Raw genomic sequence first — 15,787 nt, 5'->3', positions numbered from 1 at the left:
GCCACGCCCTTACGGGCTCGCGATGACGGATGCGTATTCGGTAGAGCGGTCAGCCCAGGTTCTGGCCGATCGCCAGGAACTTCTCGCGCCGCTTGCCGCGCAGGGTCTTGCCGTCTAGGTCGATCAGCCCGGCCAGCGCCGACCCGATCGCGTCGCCGACGGCGCCGATCGCCTGCTGCGGGAACCGGTGGGCGCCGCCGACCGGCTCCTCGACCACGCCGTCGATCACGCCGAGCTGCTTCAGGTCCTGCGCCGTCAGCTTCAGGGCGGCCGCGGCCTCCTGGCTCTGCGCGCTGCTGCGCCACAGGATCGAGGCGCAGCCTTCCGGCGAGATCACCGAATAGATCGAGTGCTCGAGCATCAGCACCCGGTCGGCCACGGCGATGCCGATGGCGCCGCCCGAGCCGCCCTCGCCGATCACCACCGAGACCAGCGGCACCTGCACCCTGAGGCAGGATTCGATCGACTTGGCGATGGCCTCGGCCACGCCGCGCTCCTCCGACGCCACGCCGGGATAGGCGCCGGCGGTGTCGACGAAGGTGATCACCGGCAGGTGGAAGCGGTCGGCCAGGTCGAGCAGGCGCTGCGCCTTGCGGTAGCCCTCAGGCTTGGCCATGCCGAAATTGTGCCGGATGCGGCTTTCGGTGTCGTTGCCCTTCTCCTGCCCGAGCACCACCACCGAGCGGCCCTGGAACCGCCCGAGGCCGCCGATGATGGCGCGGTCCTCGGCAAAGGCGCGGTCGCCCGCCAGCGGCTGGAACTCGGTGATCAGGCCCTGGATGTAGTCGAGCGCATGCGGCCGATTCGGATGCCGCGCGACCTGCACCTTCTGCGCCGGCGTCAGCCCGCGATAGGTGTCCCGCAGCAGCTTGTCGACCTTGGTCTGAAGCCGGGAGACCTCGTCGGCGATGTTGAGCTCGCCGGCGTCGGTGATGTGCCGAAGCTCCTCGATCTTGGCTTCGATCTCGGCGATCGGCTTTTCGAATTCGAGAAAGGTCTTCATTCCGCGTTGAGACTGGCCCTCGGGATCGGGGGGCTGTCTAACACAGGGCCGCGCGCATTGAGACCGAAATCTGTGCAAGGCTGACCGCGGCGTCTGCCCGCACCAGCGTGCCGCCCGGTCCATCCTCCAGCGCGCCCAGCCGAAGCTCCGCCACCAGCAGCCGGTGCGGCTGCTCGTCCGGCATGACGAAGCCCAGCGGGGCCGCCGGCTGGAAGCCGAAGCGGGCGTAATAGGCGAGGTCGCCGACCAGCAGCACCATGCGGTGGCCCATATCGGCCGCCCGCTTCATGCTGCCGCGCATCAGGGCGGCGCCGACGCCGGCGCCGCGCAGCTCCGGCCGCACCGCCAGGGGGCCGAGCAGCAGCGTCGGCAGGCCCGGCTCGACCAGCATCGGCCAGTAGCGGATCGAGCCCAGGATCCGGCCGCTGGGCCGGCCGTCCTCGCGCACCACGAAGCACAGGCCACGCATCGGCGCGATGCCCTGGCGATAGCGGTACGAGACCTTGGTCTGCCGGTTCGGGCCGAAGGCGAGGTCGAGCAGAGCATCGACTTCGGCCGCATCCCGCGGCCGTTCGGTCTTCAGGAGATACACTGGAGAAGGATCCTTGGAACGGAGAGCGTCGGTTCGCGCGCCGACCGGCTTCCGTCCTGCCCGCATCATGGTGTCGCAGGCACCCCGGAACGCCTCAGGCCACCGCGCCGCGAAGGGCGGGCTGCAGGCGTCGTCGTCGCAGCGTCGGGGGCAGCAGGATCACGTCGTTCCGTTCCAAGAGGACTCAGCGACGACAGCGAAACCGCAACCGGGCCTGGCTGTCAATGCAAATGCTGAAGCCGGCTTACCGCAATGACATGTGACGCCGGCCGGGCGTCGTGCCAGGACAGGCCGAATGCAGGCCGTCCAGATTCCAGAAATGCCCCTTCAGTTCGCCCGCTATGCGGCAGTCGGGCTGGTGGCGACCGCCATGCACTATGCCGTGTTGGCCGGGCTGGTCGAATCGGGCACCGCAACGCCGCTGCCGGCGACGCTCGCCGGCTATGTCGCCGGCGGCCTCGTCTCCTATGCGCTGAATCGCCGGCTGACCTTCGCCGGCGGCCGGCCGCACCGCGAGGCGGCCTGGCGATTCGCTTTGGTCGCCGCCGGCGGCTTCGCCTGGACCGGCCTGCTGATGGCGCTGCTGGTCGGCCGGCTCGGTACACCCTATCTGCCGGCCCAGGCCGCGACCACACTGGTGGTGCTGGCCTGGGGGTTCCTGGCGAATCGGCTGTGGAGCTTCGCCGGGCCTCTGAGCTAAGGCCGCCTGGCCTTGGCCAACGGATGGGCCGAGGCCACCAGGCTCTGCAGCCGGTCGCCCAGCACATGGGTGTAGATCTGGGTCGTGGCGATGTCGGCATGGCCGAGCATGGTCTGGACTGAGCGCAGATCGGCACCGTGCGACAGCAGATGGGTGGCGAAGGCGTGGCGCAGCACGTGAGGGCTGACCCGGCTGGGCTCGATCCCGGCCTCGACCGCGAGGTCCTTCAGCAACTGGCCGAATCGCTGCCGGGTCAGGCAGCCGCCCCGCGCGGTGCGCGACGGGAACAGGAAGCCGCGGTCGCGGCCCTTGACGAAGAACACGCCGCGATGCGGCAGATACGCGACGATGGCGTCGCGCGCGGGTTCCGACAGCGGCACCAGCCGTTCCTTGTCGCCCTTGCCGCGGACGATCAGCACCCGCCCGTCCCGCCCCAGGGCCGAGAGCGGCAGCCCGACCAGTTCGGACACGCGCAAGCCCCCGCCATAGAGGGTCTCGAGCAGGGCCAGCAGGCGCAGCCCCTCGGCCAGCCGCTCCGGATCGGCGAACAGGCCCGAGATGGCGCCGATCAGGCCCTCGACCTCGGTCTCGGACAGCAGCTTCGGCAGCGGCCGGCCGAGCGCCGGGGAATCGAGCGCGGCGGAGGGATCGTCCTGGCGCCGGCCCTCCGACACCAGGAAGCGGTAGAACTGCCGCATCGCCGACAGACGGCGGGCCGCGGTGCGCGCAGCGGTGCGGCCGCCTTTCGCACCCTCGCGCCGCGCCAGATCGCCGAGATAGGCGCGCAGATCCTCAGTCACGGCGCGGTCGACGGCGCCGCCGCGGCCCTCGAGGAAGCGGTTCAGGTCGAGCAGGTCGCGGCCATAGGCCTCGCGGGTGTTGGCGGCGGCGCCGCGCTCGGCCACCAGCATGTCAAGGAAGGCCTCGACCGCAGGCGGGGGCAGCAGCCGCGGCGCCGGCGGCCGGCCGCGGCGGCGCTTCGGGGCTGCGGCCTCGGTCACTGCGCTATTTGAACTTGTCGTTCGGGATGACCTTCTCGACCGTCTGGGTCGGCGGCCGGAAGTCGATCACCGCGAGTGCCACCCCGCCGCCGACGATGACCAGCAGCACGGCGATCGCCAGCACCCGGCCGAGGCCGCCGCCACCGCCGCCACCGGAACTCTGCGAAAAGCGGGACTTCGAACGACGACGGGACAAGACGGACCCCTGACAGATGTGAATTCAGGCCGATGCGCGGGCCAGGGCTGGAGAAAGCAGATGCGGCGGGCCCGGCGCAACCCTATCTTAGGCGGTCGGCAGGGCGGCGGCAAATCGCCTCGCCCTGCCAGCCACGCCTGCCTGAGATAGATTGGGCGGGCCCCGGAAGAGGATCGATGATCACCACGCTGCACCGTCCCTTGCCCCGTACCCTCGTTCTGGTCGGCCTGATGGGCGCCGGCAAGACCGCGGTGGGCAAGCGCGTGGCCGCGCGGCTGGGGCTGGGCTTCATCGATGCCGACCACGAGATCGAGGCGGCGGCCGGCTGCACCATCCCGGACATCTTCGAGCGCTATGGCGAGCCCGCCTTCCGCGACCTGGAGCGGCGGGTGATCGCCCGGCTGATGCACGACCCGGTGCAGGTGCTGTCGACCGGCGGCGGCGCCTTCATGGACCCGCAGACCCGGACGGTGATCGCCGAGCACGGCCTGTCGGTTTGGCTGAAGGCGGAGCTGGCGGTGCTGGCGGCGCGCACCGCCAAGCGCGGCAACCGGCCGCTGCTGCGCCAAGGCGACCCGAAGGCGTTGCTGGAAGGGCTGATGGAGCGGCGCTACCCGGTCTATGCCCTGGCCGACATGACGGTGGAGAGCCGCGACGGCCCGGTCGAGGAGACGGTCGACCGGGTGCTGGCCACGCTTGACGCCCATCTGGCGGCCGAGGCCGCCGCGACCGAAACAGCCCATGCGGGGCAGGCAGATTGAATCCCTGAGATGACACGAGAGACCATCCGCGTCGGGCTGGGCCCGCGCAGCTACGACATCGTCATCGGCCCCGGCACCCTGGCCGAGGCCGGGCAGCGCATCGCCGCGCTGGGCCGAGGCAAGCGGGTGATCGTGATCGCCGACGCCCGGGTGGCCGGGCTGCACGGCGCGGCGCTGGAGGCGTCGCTGGCCGCGGCCGGGATCGCGGCCGAGACCCTGACCGTGCCACCGGGCGAGGCGACCAAGTCGATGACCGTCCTGGCCGAGCTGCTGGACCGGATTCTGGCGCTGGGGATCGAGCGCGGCACGCTGCTGGTCGCCCTCGGCGGCGGCGTGGTCGGCGACCTGGCCGGTTTCGCCGCGGCGACGGCGCTGCGCGGCCTCGACTTCGTGCAGATTCCGACCACGCTCCTGGCCCAGGTCGACAGCTCGGTCGGCGGCAAGACCGGGGTCAACAGCAAGCACGGCAAGAACCTGATCGGCGCCTTCCACCAGCCGCTGCTGGTGCTGGCCGACACCGCCCTGCTGGCCACCCTGCCGGCGCGGGAGCTGCGCGCCGGCTATGCCGAGGTGGCGAAGTACGGCGCGCTGGGCGACGCCGGCTTCTTCGCCTGGCTCGAGGAGAACGGCCCGAAGCTGCTGGCCGGCGATGGCGACGCCATGATCAAGGCCGTGAAGCGCAGCTGCGAGATGAAGGCCGAGATCGTCGGTGAGGACGAGCGCGAGGCGGCGCGGCGCGCCCTGCTGAATCTCGGCCACACCTTCGGCCATGCGCTGGAGGCCGAGACCGGCTATGGCGACGCGCTGCTGCATGGCGAGGCGGTGGCGATCGGCATGGTCATGGCCTTCGACCTGTCCGCCCGCCTCGGCCAGTGCCCGGCCGCCGACCGCGACCGGCTGGTGCGTCATCTGGAGGCGGTCGGCCTGCCGACCCGCCCGGCCCGCGACCGCGCCTGGTCGGTCGGCGCCCTGCTGCACCACATGACCCGCGACAAGAAGGTCCGGGACGGGCGCATGACCTTCATCCTGGTGCGCGGCATCGGCCAGGCCTTCGTCACCAGCGAGGTGCCGGCCGACCCGGTCACCGCGGTGCTGGCCGACGCCATCGCCGCCTGATCCCCCATGTCCGACGATCTCGTCCTCCTGCTCCACCTCGCCGGGATCGTCGTCCTGCTCGTGGTCTCGGCCTACTTCGCCGGCTCCGAGACGGCACTGACCGCCGCCAGCCGGGCGCGGATGCACCAGCTGGAGACGCACGGGCTGAAGCGGGCCGGCATCGTCAACCGGTTGCGCGAGCAGAAGGAGCGGCTGATCGGCGCCCTGCTGCTGGGCAACACGCTGGTCAACATCCTGGCCTCCTCGCTCGCCACCAGCCTGCTGGTCTCGCTGCTCGGCGCCCCGGCCGTGCCGGTGGCCACGTTGGTGATGACCGTGCTGATCCTGGTCTTCGCCGAGGTGCTGCCGAAGACCTACGCCATCAGCCATGCCGACCGGGCGGCGCTGTCGGTGGCGCCCTCGGTGCGCGGCGTGGTGCGGCTGCTGGGCCCGGTGGTGCGGCTGGTGAATTGGCTGGTGCGCGGGGTGCTGCGGCTGTTCGGCGCCGACCCGCACCGGGTCGGGCTGGCCGATTATGTCGACGAGCTGCGCGGCGCCATCGAGCTGCATCGCGGCAGCGAGGCCGAGGTGGCGCAGGAGCGGCAGATGCTGCGCTCGATCCTCGACCTCGGCGACGTCTACGTCTCCGAGATCATGACCCATCGCCGCAGAGTCGAGGCGATCGATGTCGAGCTGACCCCGCGCGAGGTGGTGGCGGCGATGCTGAACAGCCCGCACACCCGCATGCCGTTGTGCCAGGGCGGGCTGGAGAACATCATCGGCGTGCTGCACGCCAAGGATGTGCTGCGGGCGTTGCAGGCCGCCGGCGGCGACCCGGATCGGGTGGACATCCGCCGCATCGCCACCCGGCCCTGGTTCATCCCGGACACCACCAGCCTGCTGGACCAGCTGCACGCCTTCCGCACCCGGCGCGAGCATTTCGCCATCGTGGTCGACGAGTACGGCGACCTGAAGGGTGTGGTGACGCTGGAGGACATCCTGGAGGAGATCGTCGGCGACATCGTCGACGAGCACGATCTGCCGGTGGCCGGCGTCCGCCCGCAGGCCAATGGCAGCTTCCTGATCGACGGCACGGTCACCATCCGCGACCTGAACCGCCGCTTCGAATGGCGGCTGCCGGACGACGAGGCCTCGACCATCGCCGGGCTGGTGCTGCATGAGGCGCGGCACCTGCCGGAGGTCGGCCAGGCCTTCACCTTCCACGGCTTCCGCTTCGAGATCCTGCGGCGGCAGCGCAACCAGATCACCGCGGTGCGCGTCACCCCGCCGGCCGAGGTCGAGCCCGAAGAAAGCTGACCCGATGCCCCTCTCCGCCCCCGCCGCGCGCGAGCCGATCCACACCCGCCGGGTCACCTGCGACGGGTTCCGCCGCGCCGACGGGCTGTGGGACATCGAGGGCCATCTGGTCGACACCAAGCACTACGAGTTCCGCAACGAGTTCCGCGGCACCATCACGCCCGGCGAGCCGCTGCACCAGATGCGGCTTCGGCTGACCGTCGACGACAGCCTGACCATCGTTGCGGTCGAGGCGGCGACCGAGCACGGCCCTTACGCCCTGTGCCCGGAGATCACGCCGAGCTTCCAGGCGCTGGTGGGGCTGCGCATCCGCCCCGGCTTCACCCTGGCGGTGAAGGAGCGGCTGGGCGGCGCCAGGGGCTGCACCCATCTGGTCGAGCTGCTCGGGCCGATGGCGACCACGGCGTTCCAGACCGTGTTCCCGATCCTGTCGCGCGAGCGTGCGGCCGAGGCCGGGAAGCGGCCGGTGCTGCTGGACAGCTGCCACGTTTTCGCCGCCGACGGCGATCATGCCCGCCGCCACTGGCCGGACTTCTATACCGGGCCGGCACGATCTGCCTGATCCGCCCGTTTCGCATCGCTTGCATGATGCAAGCGACTGCGCTACCCCTGGCGCCATGCAGCGCACCAGCTTCGCCGGCATGGATTGCCCGATCGCCCGCTCCCTCGACGCGCTGGGGGAGTGGTGGAGCCTGCTGATCCTGCGCGACGCCTTCATCGGCCTGACCCGCTTCGACGAGTTCCAGCACAGCCTGGGCATCGCCCCGAACATGCTGGCGCGGCGGCTGAAGCGGCTGACCGAGGCCGGCCTGCTGGAGCGCCACGCCTATTCGCAGCGGCCGCTGCGCCATGAGTACCGGCTGACCGCCGCCGGCCGGGACGTGTTCCCGGTGCTGGCGGCGCTGGGCGCCTGGGGCGGCCGGCACGCCACCGGCGGCAAGGTGCTGGTGCAGGTGACCGGCCGCGCCGACGGCCAGCCGATGGAGCCGGTCCTGATCGACCGGCGCAGCGGCACGCCGATCACCCAGGAGACGGCGGAGTTCCGCCTGGGGCCCGACGCCCGGCCCGCCTACCGGGATCGGCTCGCCGGGATCCTGGAGCGCCGGGCCGGCGCGGCCCGCCGGAACAGCCGCGACGGCACCGCCGTCCCGGCCTGAGGAGAGACTGAGATGCGCCGCATAGTCGTCACCGGAATGGGCGCGGTGTCGCCCCTGGCCAATGGCGTCGAGGCGAGCTGGCGCCGGCTGCTGGCCGGCCGGTCCGGCCTGCGCCGCCTGCCGGAGGAGATGGTGGTGGACCTCGCCGCCAAGGTCGGCGGCGTGGTGCCGTCGATCGCCGAGGACCCCGAGGCCGGCTTCGACCCAGACGCGGCGGTGCCGCCGAAGGACCAGAAGAAGATGGACCGCTTCATCCAGTTCGCCATGGCGGCGGCGGAGGAGGCGGTGGCCCAGTCCGGCTGGCGGCCGACGGATGAGCGGGCGCGGCAGCGCACCGCCACCGTGATCGCGTCGGGCGTCGGCGGCTTCCCCTCGATCGTCGAGGCGGTGCGCACGGTCGACCAGCGCGGCGTGCGCCGGCTGTCGCCCTTCACCGTGCCGGCCTTCCTGGTCAACCTGGCCGCCGGCCAAGTCTCGATCCGCCACGGCTTCAAGGGCCCGCTGGGCGCGCCGGTGACCGCCTGCGCCGCCGGGGTGCAGGGCATCGGCGACGCCGCCCGGATGATCCGCGCCGGCGAGGTCGACGTGGCGCTGTGCGGCGGCACCGAGGCCTGCATCGACCGGGTCAGCCTGGGCGGCTTCGCCGCCGCCCGGGCCCTGTCGACCGGCTTCACCGAGACGCCGGAGCGCGCCTCCCGCCCCTTCGACCAGGCCCGCGACGGCTTCGTCATGGGCGAGGGGGCCGGGCTGATGGTGATCGAGGCACTGGACCACGCTTTGGCCCGCGGCGCCCGGCCCATCGCGGAGCTGATCGGCTATGGCACCACCGCCGACGCCTATCACATGACCGCCGGGCCGGAGGATGGCGACGGCGCCCGCCGGGCGATGGAGATCGCGCTGGCGCAGGGCGGGATCGAGCCCGGCGACGTGCAGCACCTGAACGCCCACGCCACCTCCACCCCGGTCGGCGACAAGGGCGAGATGGCGGCGATCCGGACCCTGTTCGGCACCGGCGGGACGGTGGCGGTCAGCGCCACCAAATCCGCCACCGGCCACCTGCTGGGTGCGGCCGGCGGGCTGGAGGCCGTGTTCACTGTGCTGGCGCTGCGCGACCAGATCATGCCGCCGACGCTGAACCTGGAGAACCCCGACCCGGACGCCCCCGGCATCGACCTCGTGGCGCTGGAGGCCCGGCCTGGCCGGATCGAGCACGCCCTGTCGAACGGCTTCGGCTTCGGCGGCGTCAACGCCAGCGTGCTGTTCCGCCGCTGGCAAGGGTAGCGCGACCGCCTGACGAAGCCCTTCCCGTTTCATTCTCCCGACCTCTTGCGCTTGGGCATCTACATATCGGTGGGCGGGATCGGGCGACGGGCATACGAACAGATCGCCTCTCCCGCTTGCGGGACCTTTTCAGAACTCCGCCGGATCGCTCGGGACGAAAGCAAAATGAGTCCCCTCCCCTGCCCCCTCCCGTAAGGGGAGGGGGAGAGTGAAAGGCTGGGCGGGCCGGTGAACGGCAGAGATGGCAGTGACGATGTCCGGCAGCGCTCAGGCGTCGTCGGCGTCGTCCGGCTCCGGCTTGGGCTCCGGTTCCCAGGGCAGGCGGTCGTGGCGGGTCCTGGTGTCGTTGTCGAACCAATAGAACGGGCCGCCCATGATGGATTGCTTGCGCGAGTAGCGGGCGTAGTCGCGCCCGGTGCGCGGCCAGAAGCGCAGCCCGTGCTCGTCGGTCGCGCTGTCGTCCTTGGCCGGCGCCTGGGCCTTGGCGTCCGGGTCGGCCATCAGGATGAATTCGGGCTGGACATCGATGTCGCGGCAGAGCCGGAGGATGATCTCCTCGATCGGGTGGTCGGCCAGAGCGAGGGCGGCGTCGATGTCGTCCTTCTCGAGCAGCCGCCCCCAGGTCTCGGTCGCGGCCAGCAGCCTCTCCCCGGCGTCTAAATTGGGGTCGGTGGTGATCGAGCTGGTGACGACACGCGCCACCTGCCGCCGGCGGCGCTCCTTCAGCTCGACCCGGGCACTGGCCTCGGCGGCCTTGTCGGCAGCCTCGCGGACCTTCCGGGCGAGATGGACCTGCAGCGCCAGGGCGCGGCGCAGGCTGCGGCCGACGCGGTCGAAGGCGAGGCTGAACTCCTTGGCTCCGCCGGCGTCACCGGCTTTGGCCGCGGCCAGGACAGCCTGATGCATCGCCTCGGCCTGCTCCATCGCCATCTCGGCGAAGCGGTCGAGCATGCGCGCCGCCCGCTCGGCCCGCTCGGGGTCGAGGCCCGGCATCGCCGGCTGCGGGGTGGGAACGGACTGCGCGGTCTTCATAGAACATATCATGAACGATGTGCAAGCGGTCACGCAATGAACATTGCGTTAACAAGTGCCCAAACTCTTGATCGTCATTCCCGCGCAAGCGGAAATCTCTTTCCGGTCAATGAGTTGGGAGATCCCCCCTGTCGCGGGGATGACGGGGATTCTGAAAAATTCTCGCCTGAGGAAGAGGCGAGAACCGGCGCGGTCGCCGAATGCCCCTAGCTCCGCTTGCTGCCCACCAGGCCGGCGCGGCGCAGGGCTTCGGCCATAGCACCGTCGGGCTCCGGCGCCGGGGTACGCGGCTTCTGTTGGGTCTGGTGCTGCGGCTTCGCCTGAGGCGGACGCTGCGACCCCGAGTCCTGGCTTGGTCGGCCGTGCCGTTGCTGACCCTGACCGCCGCGGCCCTGCCCCCCCTGATTCTGCGCGCCCTGACTCTGGTCCCCGCGGCCCTGGCCGCCCTGACTCTGGCCGCCCTGGCCCGGCTGCCCAGGCCGGCCTTGCTGCTGGGGCCGCGGCCGCTCGTCCCGCCGGCCATCGGCTCGACCCTCGGGCCGCGCGCCGGGGGCGCCGCCCTCGCGGCGCGGCGGGCGGGACTGGCCGTCGTCGTCGAGCCGCATGGTCAGGCCGATGCGCTTGCGCTGCGGGTCGACCTCCAGCACCTTGACCTTCACCACGTCGCCCGGCTTGGCCACCGTGCGCGGGTCCTTCACGAAGGTCTTCGACATCGCCGAGATGTGCACCAGACCGTCCTGGTGCACGCCGATGTCGACGAAGGCGCCGAAGGCCGCGACGTTGGTGACCACGCCTTCCAGCACCATGCCGGGCTGCAGGTCGCTCAGCTTCTCGACGCCCTCCTTGAAGGTGGCGGTCTTGAAGGCCGGGCGCGGGTCGCGGCCCGGCTTCTCCAGCTCGCGCAGGATGTCGGTCACCGTCGGCACGCCGAAGCTGTCATCGGTGAAGCGCTCCGGCTCCAGCCCGCGCAGGGCCGTGGTGTCGCCGATCAGCGCCTTGATCTCACCGCCGGTGGCCTCGATGATCCGGCGCACCACCGGATAGGCCTCCGGGTGCACGCCGGAGGCGTCGAGCGGGTCGTCGCCGTTCGGGATGCGCAGGAAGCCGGCGCATTGCTCGAACGCCTTGGGCCCGAGCCGCGGCACGTCCTTCAGCGCCGCGCGGATTCGGAACGGGCCGTTGGCGTCGCGGTGCTGCACGATGTTCTGGGCCAGGCCCTCGCCGACGCCGGAGACCCGGGCCAAGAGCGGCGCCGAGGCGGTGTTGAGGTCGACCCCGACCGCGTTCACGCAATCCTCGACCACGGCGTCGAGCGAGCGCGACAGCCTGGTCCCGCTGAGGTCGTGCTGGTACTGGCCGACGCCGATCGATTTCGGGTCGATCTTCACCAGCTCGGCCAGCGGGTCCTGCAGCCGGCGCGCGATCGACACCGCGCCGCGCAGCGTCACGTCGAGCTCCGGCAACTCCTGCGAGGCGAAGGCCGAGGCGGAGTAGACCGAGGCTCCGGCCTCCGACACCACCGCCTTGGTCAGCGTCAGCTCCGGGTGCCGCTTCATCAGCTCGGCGGCCAACTTGTCGGTCTCGCGCGACGCCGTGCCGTTGCCGATGGCGACCAGGTCGACGCCATGCGCCTGGGCCAGGGTGGCCAGGGTGGCGATCGAATCGTCCCAGCGCTTCTGCGGCTCATGCGGGAAGATCGCGGTGGTGGCGACGACCTTGCCGGTGGCGTCGACCACGGCGACCTTCACCCCGGTGCGGAAGCCGGGGTCGAGCCCCATGGTGGCGCGGGTGCCGGCCGGCGCCGCCAGCAGCAGGTCGCGCAGGTTGCCGGCGAAGACCTTGACCGCCTCCTCCTCCGCCGCCTGCCACAGGCGCAGCCGGAGGTCGATGTCGAGATGCACCAGGATCTTGGTGCGCCAGGCCCAGCGCACCGTCTCGCCCAGCCAGGCATCGCCCGGCCGGCCCTGGTCGACAACGCCGAAGCGGTTGGCAATGCGCTGTTCGTACAGGCCAGGGGTCTTGCGGTCCGCCGAGTCGGGCACTTCCTCCGGCTCGAGGGTCAGCGACAGCACCTCCTCCTTCTCGCCCCGGAACAGGGCCAGGATGCGGTGCGAGGGCAGCTTGGTCAGCTTCTCGGCATAGTCGAAATAGTCGGAGAACTTGGCGCCCGCCTGCTGCTTGCCCTCGCGCACCTTGGACAGCAGCCGGCCGCGGGTCCACGCCTCCTCGCGCAGGGCGCCGATCAGGTCGGCATCCTCGCCGAAGCGCTCGACCAGGATCGAGCGGGCGCCGTCCAGCGCCGCGGCCGCGTCGGCCACGCCCTTCTCGGCGTCGACGAAGGCGGCCGCCGCCTCCTGCGGATCGCGCTCGGGGTCGCCCAGCAGGCCGTCGGCCAGCGGCTCCAGCCCTGCTTCGCGGGCGATCATTGCCTTGGTCCGGCGCTTCGGCTTGTAGGGCAGGTAGATGTCCTCGAGCCGGGCCTTGGTCTCGGCCGCCTCGATCTGCGCGCGCAGCGCGTCGTCCAGCTTGCCCTGCTCGGCGATGCTGTCGAGGATCGTCTTCCGCCGCTCCTCCAGCTCGCGCAGATAGCGCAGCCGCTCATCCAGCGTGCGCAGCTGGATATCGTCCAGCCCGCCCGTCGCTTCCTTGCGGTAGCGGGCGACGAAGGGGACGGTCGCGCCGCCGTCGAGCAGTTCGACCGTGGCCGCGACCTGGGCCTCGCGCACGGAGAGCTCGTCGGCGATGCGCTGGCTGATGGAGATCATCGAACGACCGGACATGTTGTGATGAGGAACCGGAAGGGGCTGCTTCTACCCCGCCGCGACGGTCCAGGTCAAAACCGCCGGCGGTCGCCTTGCCTCCGCCCGGTCCCCATGATACTGAAGCCATCACTTAAGCAACAAGACTGCGCCGGGAGAAAACGCATGAGCGAACGATCCGTGCAGCACGGCAGCTTCACCATCGAGCGCCGCTACGACGCGCCGCCGTCCCGGGTGTTCGCGGCCTGGGCCGATCCCGCCGCCCGCCTGGTCTGGGGCGCGCCCGGCGAGGGCTGGGCGCTGGTGGAGCCGCGATTCGACTTCCGCATCGGTGGCATCGAGACCAGCCGCTTCGGCCCGGCCGGCGACCCGGTCTACCGCAACGAGACCCGCTACGCCGACATCGTGCCGGACCGGCGCATCGTGTTCAGCTACACCATGGATCGTGGCGAGACCCGGATCTCGGCCTCACTGAGCACGGTCGAACTGCTGCCGGACGGGGCCGGCACCCGGCTGGTCTTCACCGAGCAGGCGGCCTTTCTCGACGGCGGCGACCAGCCGCAATTCCGCGAGGCCGGCTGGCGCGAGATCCTGGACAAGCTCGACGCCCTGCTGCGGCGCCGGGCAGCACATTGAGGAGGCCCTTGCCATGAAGCTTTACCTCGCCCCCGGCGCCTGCAGCCTGGCCGACCACATCGCCCTGCACGAGGCCGGGCTGGAGTTCGACCGGATCAAGGTCGACATCCCGACCCGGCGCACCGAATCGGGTGACGACTTCACCCGGGTCAACCCGAAGGGCTACATCCCCGCGCTGGTGCTGGACGACGGTACCGTGCTGACCGAGAACGCCGCGATCCTGACCTGGGTGGCCGAGCGCGACCCGCGGCTGGCGCCCGGCGGCGAGCTGGGGCGGGTCCGGCTGGCCGAGATGCTGAGCTTCATCGGCGCCGAGCTGCACAAGCTGCTGATCCGGTCGATCTTCCCGACCAGCGACCAGGAGAAGCAGGTCGTCGACGAGGTGGCGGCGCAGCGCTTCGCCTATATCGCCGAGAGGCTGTCCGGCGACTATCTGTTCGGCCGGGAGATGAGCGTCGCCGACGCCTATCTCTACGTCATGCTGCGCTGGGCCCAGGCGCTGAAGCTGCCGCTGCCGGACCCGCTGCCGGCCTATTTCGACCGGGTGGAGGCAAGGCCGGCGGTGCAGCTGGCGCTGCGGCACGAGGGCCTGATCTGACGCCGGGTGACGGGGTCTTGCCCCGGCCTGCCGCGGCGCTATACTAAACCCATGAGTTAAGAAACGGGACCGCCGATCCGGCGGCCCGGTGTCGATGGCTGCGTCCCCAAGGCCGATCAGCCGATCGCACGGCACAGCGAAAGGGAGAACGCCATGACGGACCGCCCTGCCGAATCTCGTGCGGCAGCGCCCCGGAACGGACGCTGGCTGGCGCTGAGCGTGCTGTGCCTCGGCGTGCTGATGATCGTGCTGGACACGACCGTGGTGAACGTGGCGCTGCCGTCGATCAAGGCGGATCTCGGCTTCACCGAATCGACCCTCGCCTGGGTGGTGAACGGCTACATGCTGACCTTCGGCGGCTTCCTGCTGCTGGGCGGAAGGCTGGGCGACCTGTTCGGCCACCGCCGGCTGTTCCTGATCGGCCTCGCCCTGTTCACCCTGGCGTCTCTGGCCTGCGGCCTGTCCGGCAGCCGGGGCGTCCTGGTCGCCGCCCGGGCAGTGCAGGGGCTGGGCGGCGCCGTCGTCTCCGCCGTCGCCCTGTCGCTGATCATGGACCTGTTCACGGAGCCGGCGGACCGGGCCAAGGCGATGGGCGTCTACGGCTTCGTCGCAGCCGGCGGCGGCAGCGTCGGGGTGCTGATGGGCGGGCTTCTGACCGGCGCGCTGAGCTGGCACTGGATCTTCCTGGTCAACCTGCCGATCGGCATCGCGGTCTTCGCCCTGTCGCTGGCGCTGCTGCCGGCCGGCGGCCGCAACGAGGCGGCCCGGCACCTCGATGTCGCCGGGGCGGTGACCGTGACCGCGGCGCTGATGCTGGCCGTCTATGCCATCGTCAACGGCAACGAAGTGGGCTGGACCTCCGCCCGCACCCTCGGGCTGCTCGGCAGTGCTGTGGTGCTGCTGGCGGTCTTCCTGGTGATCGAGACCCGGGTGGCATCCCCGCTGATGCCGCTCGGCCTGTTCCGGCTGCGCAGCGTCGCCGTCGCCAACGTCATCGGCACGCTGTGGGCCGCGGCCATGTTCGCCTGGTTCTTCCTGTCCGCCCTCTACATGCAGCAGGTGCTGGGCTATGGCCCGATGGAGGTCGGCCTCGCCTTCCTGCCGGCCAACCTGATCATGGCGGCCTTCTCGCTCGGCCTGTCGGCGAAGCTGGTGATGCGCTTCGGCATCCGCCTGCCGATCGCGGTCGGGCTGCTGCTGCTGGCGGCCGGGCTGGCGCTGTTCGCCTGGGCCCCGGTGGACGGTCGCTTCACCCTGCATGTGCTGCCCGGCATGCTGCTGCTCGGCCTCGGCGCCGGCATGGCGCTGAACCCGGTGCTGCTGGCGGCGATGAGCGAGGTGGCGCCGACCGAATCCGGCCTCGCCTCCGGCATGGTCAACACCGCCTTCATGATGGGCGGGGGCCTGGGCCTGGCGATCCTGGCCAGCCTGGCGGCGTCGCGCACCGCCGGGCTGCTGGCCGAGGGCGCCGCCCAGCCGGTCGCGCTGGTCGGCGGCTACCAGGCCGCGTTCCTGGCCGGGGCCTGCTTCGCCGCCCTGGCGGCGCTGCTGGGCGCGACGCTGCTGCGTCCGCCGCCCGCCGCCGCAGAGCCCTCGGGCGAGGCCGAGTCGGTGACGTCGTAGCGCCGCACTGTCCTGCCGCGATCGGGTTGCTATAGT

Annotated in this window: 16 protein-coding genes; 10 read left to right on the top strand and 6 right to left on the bottom strand. The window is 71.3% G+C overall.

Annotated elements, in window-relative coordinates:
- Positions 1-49 precede the first annotated feature (49 nt).
- Both ACTOWL_RS32645 and ACTOWL_RS32640 read right to left on the bottom strand, forming a co-directional pair.
- The gene (locus ACTOWL_RS32645) at positions 50-1,003 is read right to left on the bottom strand and encodes an acetyl-CoA carboxylase carboxyltransferase subunit alpha (RefSeq protein ID WP_441325469.1); all 954 of its coding nucleotides are present in this window, start codon (positions 1,001-1,003) and stop codon (positions 50-52) included.
- Between the two features lie 37 nt (positions 1,004-1,040).
- Positions 1,041-1,595, bottom strand: a complete 555-nt coding sequence (locus ACTOWL_RS32640) for a GNAT family N-acetyltransferase (protein ID WP_441325468.1) — start codon at positions 1,593-1,595, stop codon at positions 1,041-1,043.
- Between the two features lie 319 nt (positions 1,596-1,914).
- Here ACTOWL_RS32640 and ACTOWL_RS32635 point away from each other — a divergent pair, with 319 nt between their 5' ends.
- Positions 1,915-2,295, top strand: coding sequence for a GtrA family protein (locus ACTOWL_RS32635; protein ID WP_441325467.1), 381 nt, complete (start codon positions 1,915-1,917; stop codon positions 2,293-2,295).
- On the opposite strand, the gene ACTOWL_RS32630 is transcribed toward ACTOWL_RS32635, so the two are convergent.
- Both ACTOWL_RS32630 and ACTOWL_RS32625 read right to left on the bottom strand, forming a co-directional pair.
- Complete coding sequence (locus ACTOWL_RS32630) at positions 2,292-3,296, bottom strand: site-specific tyrosine recombinase XerD (protein ID WP_441325466.1); 1,005 nt, start codon at positions 3,294-3,296, stop codon at positions 2,292-2,294. The genes ACTOWL_RS32635 and ACTOWL_RS32630 overlap by 4 nt on opposite strands.
- 4 nt (positions 3,297-3,300) lie before the next feature.
- On the bottom strand, positions 3,301-3,492 hold the full coding sequence (locus ACTOWL_RS32625) for a hypothetical protein (RefSeq protein WP_429224714.1): 192 nt from the start codon (positions 3,490-3,492) through the stop codon (positions 3,301-3,303).
- A 176-nt stretch (positions 3,493-3,668) separates the two neighbouring features.
- Here ACTOWL_RS32625 and ACTOWL_RS32620 point away from each other — a divergent pair, with 176 nt between their 5' ends.
- From ACTOWL_RS32620 to fabF, 6 genes are read left to right on the top strand one after another with little or no spacing between them, the layout of a single operon-like run.
- Positions 3,669-4,253, top strand: a complete 585-nt coding sequence (locus tag ACTOWL_RS32620) for a shikimate kinase (RefSeq protein ID WP_441325465.1) — start codon at positions 3,669-3,671, stop codon at positions 4,251-4,253.
- 9 nt (positions 4,254-4,262) lie between these two features.
- Positions 4,263-5,369, top strand: a complete 1,107-nt coding sequence (gene aroB / locus ACTOWL_RS32615) for a 3-dehydroquinate synthase (RefSeq protein WP_441325464.1) — start codon at positions 4,263-4,265, stop codon at positions 5,367-5,369.
- Between the two features lie 6 nt (positions 5,370-5,375).
- Positions 5,376-6,665 (top strand): HlyC/CorC family transporter, encoded by a 1,290-nt coding sequence (locus ACTOWL_RS32610; RefSeq protein WP_441325463.1) that lies wholly within the window; start codon positions 5,376-5,378, stop codon positions 6,663-6,665.
- A 4-nt stretch (positions 6,666-6,669) separates the two neighbouring features.
- Positions 6,670-7,227: a DUF2889 domain-containing protein gene (locus tag ACTOWL_RS32605; RefSeq protein ID WP_441325462.1), complete on the top strand. Its 558-nt coding sequence runs from the start codon at positions 6,670-6,672 to the stop codon at positions 7,225-7,227.
- Between the two features lie 55 nt (positions 7,228-7,282).
- Positions 7,283-7,822, top strand: a complete 540-nt coding sequence (locus ACTOWL_RS32600; RefSeq protein WP_441325461.1) for a winged helix-turn-helix transcriptional regulator — start codon at positions 7,283-7,285, stop codon at positions 7,820-7,822.
- Between the two features lie 12 nt (positions 7,823-7,834).
- A complete protein-coding gene (fabF, locus tag ACTOWL_RS32595; RefSeq protein ID WP_441325460.1) occupies positions 7,835-9,103 on the top strand; it encodes a beta-ketoacyl-ACP synthase II in 1,269 nt (422 codons plus the stop codon).
- Positions 9,104-9,370: 267 nt separating this feature from the next.
- On the opposite strand, the gene ACTOWL_RS32590 is transcribed toward fabF, so the two are convergent.
- The gene (locus ACTOWL_RS32590) at positions 9,371-10,135 is read right to left on the bottom strand and encodes a hypothetical protein (RefSeq protein ID WP_441325459.1); all 765 of its coding nucleotides are present in this window, start codon (positions 10,133-10,135) and stop codon (positions 9,371-9,373) included.
- A 206-nt stretch (positions 10,136-10,341) separates the two neighbouring features.
- A complete protein-coding gene (locus tag ACTOWL_RS32585; RefSeq protein ID WP_441325458.1) occupies positions 10,342-12,900 on the bottom strand; it encodes a Tex family protein in 2,559 nt (852 codons plus the stop codon).
- Positions 12,901-13,059: 159 nt separating this feature from the next.
- Between ACTOWL_RS32585 and ACTOWL_RS32580 the strand changes: the two genes are divergently transcribed.
- The 3 genes from ACTOWL_RS32580 to ACTOWL_RS32570 all read left to right on the top strand — a co-directional run bounded on the left by ACTOWL_RS32580 (position 13,060) and on the right by ACTOWL_RS32570 (position 15,751).
- A complete protein-coding gene (locus tag ACTOWL_RS32580; RefSeq protein ID WP_441325457.1) occupies positions 13,060-13,530 on the top strand; it encodes an SRPBCC family protein in 471 nt (156 codons plus the stop codon).
- Between the two features lie 13 nt (positions 13,531-13,543).
- A complete protein-coding gene (locus ACTOWL_RS32575; protein ID WP_441325456.1) occupies positions 13,544-14,128 on the top strand; it encodes a glutathione binding-like protein in 585 nt (194 codons plus the stop codon).
- Positions 14,129-14,281: 153 nt separating this feature from the next.
- Positions 14,282-15,751 (top strand): DHA2 family efflux MFS transporter permease subunit, encoded by a 1,470-nt coding sequence (locus ACTOWL_RS32570; protein ID WP_441325455.1) that lies wholly within the window; start codon positions 14,282-14,284, stop codon positions 15,749-15,751.
- The last annotated feature ends 36 nt before the right edge of the window (positions 15,752-15,787 follow it).

Source organism: Inquilinus sp. CA228, from assembly GCF_052078665.1.
Classification (GTDB): Bacteria; Pseudomonadota; Alphaproteobacteria; order DSM-16000; family Inquilinaceae; genus Inquilinus.
Note: the sequence above shows the minus strand (reverse complement) of the source record. Positions and strands in the feature narration are given on the sequence as shown.

Bases quoted from the DNA above. Each gene is read 5' to 3' on its own strand.
- ACTOWL_RS32585 (WP_441325458.1), bottom strand. From the start codon at position 12,900: ATGATCTCCATCAGCCAGCGCATCGCCGACGAGCTCTCCGTGCGCGAG.
- ACTOWL_RS32610 (WP_441325463.1), top strand. From the start codon at position 5,376: ATGTCCGACGATCTCGTCCTCCTGCTCCACCTCGCCGGGATCGTCGTC.
- fabF (WP_441325460.1), top strand. From the start codon at position 7,835: ATGCGCCGCATAGTCGTCACCGGAATGGGCGCGGTGTCGCCCCTGGCC.
- ACTOWL_RS32575 (WP_441325456.1), top strand. From the start codon at position 13,544: ATGAAGCTTTACCTCGCCCCCGGCGCCTGCAGCCTGGCCGACCACATC.
- ACTOWL_RS32590 (WP_441325459.1), bottom strand. From the start codon at position 10,135: ATGAAGACCGCGCAGTCCGTTCCCACCCCGCAGCCGGCGATGCCGGGC.
- ACTOWL_RS32605 (WP_441325462.1), top strand. From the start codon at position 6,670: ATGCCCCTCTCCGCCCCCGCCGCGCGCGAGCCGATCCACACCCGCCGG.
- ACTOWL_RS32620 (WP_441325465.1), top strand. From the start codon at position 3,669: ATGATCACCACGCTGCACCGTCCCTTGCCCCGTACCCTCGTTCTGGTC.
- ACTOWL_RS32570 (WP_441325455.1), top strand. From the start codon at position 14,282: ATGACGGACCGCCCTGCCGAATCTCGTGCGGCAGCGCCCCGGAACGGA.
- aroB (WP_441325464.1), top strand. From the start codon at position 4,263: ATGACACGAGAGACCATCCGCGTCGGGCTGGGCCCGCGCAGCTACGAC.
- ACTOWL_RS32580 (WP_441325457.1), top strand. From the start codon at position 13,060: ATGAGCGAACGATCCGTGCAGCACGGCAGCTTCACCATCGAGCGCCGC.
- ACTOWL_RS32635 (WP_441325467.1), top strand. From the start codon at position 1,915: ATGCCCCTTCAGTTCGCCCGCTATGCGGCAGTCGGGCTGGTGGCGACC.
- ACTOWL_RS32645 (WP_441325469.1), bottom strand. From the start codon at position 1,003: ATGAAGACCTTTCTCGAATTCGAAAAGCCGATCGCCGAGATCGAAGCC.
- ACTOWL_RS32600 (WP_441325461.1), top strand. From the start codon at position 7,283: ATGCAGCGCACCAGCTTCGCCGGCATGGATTGCCCGATCGCCCGCTCC.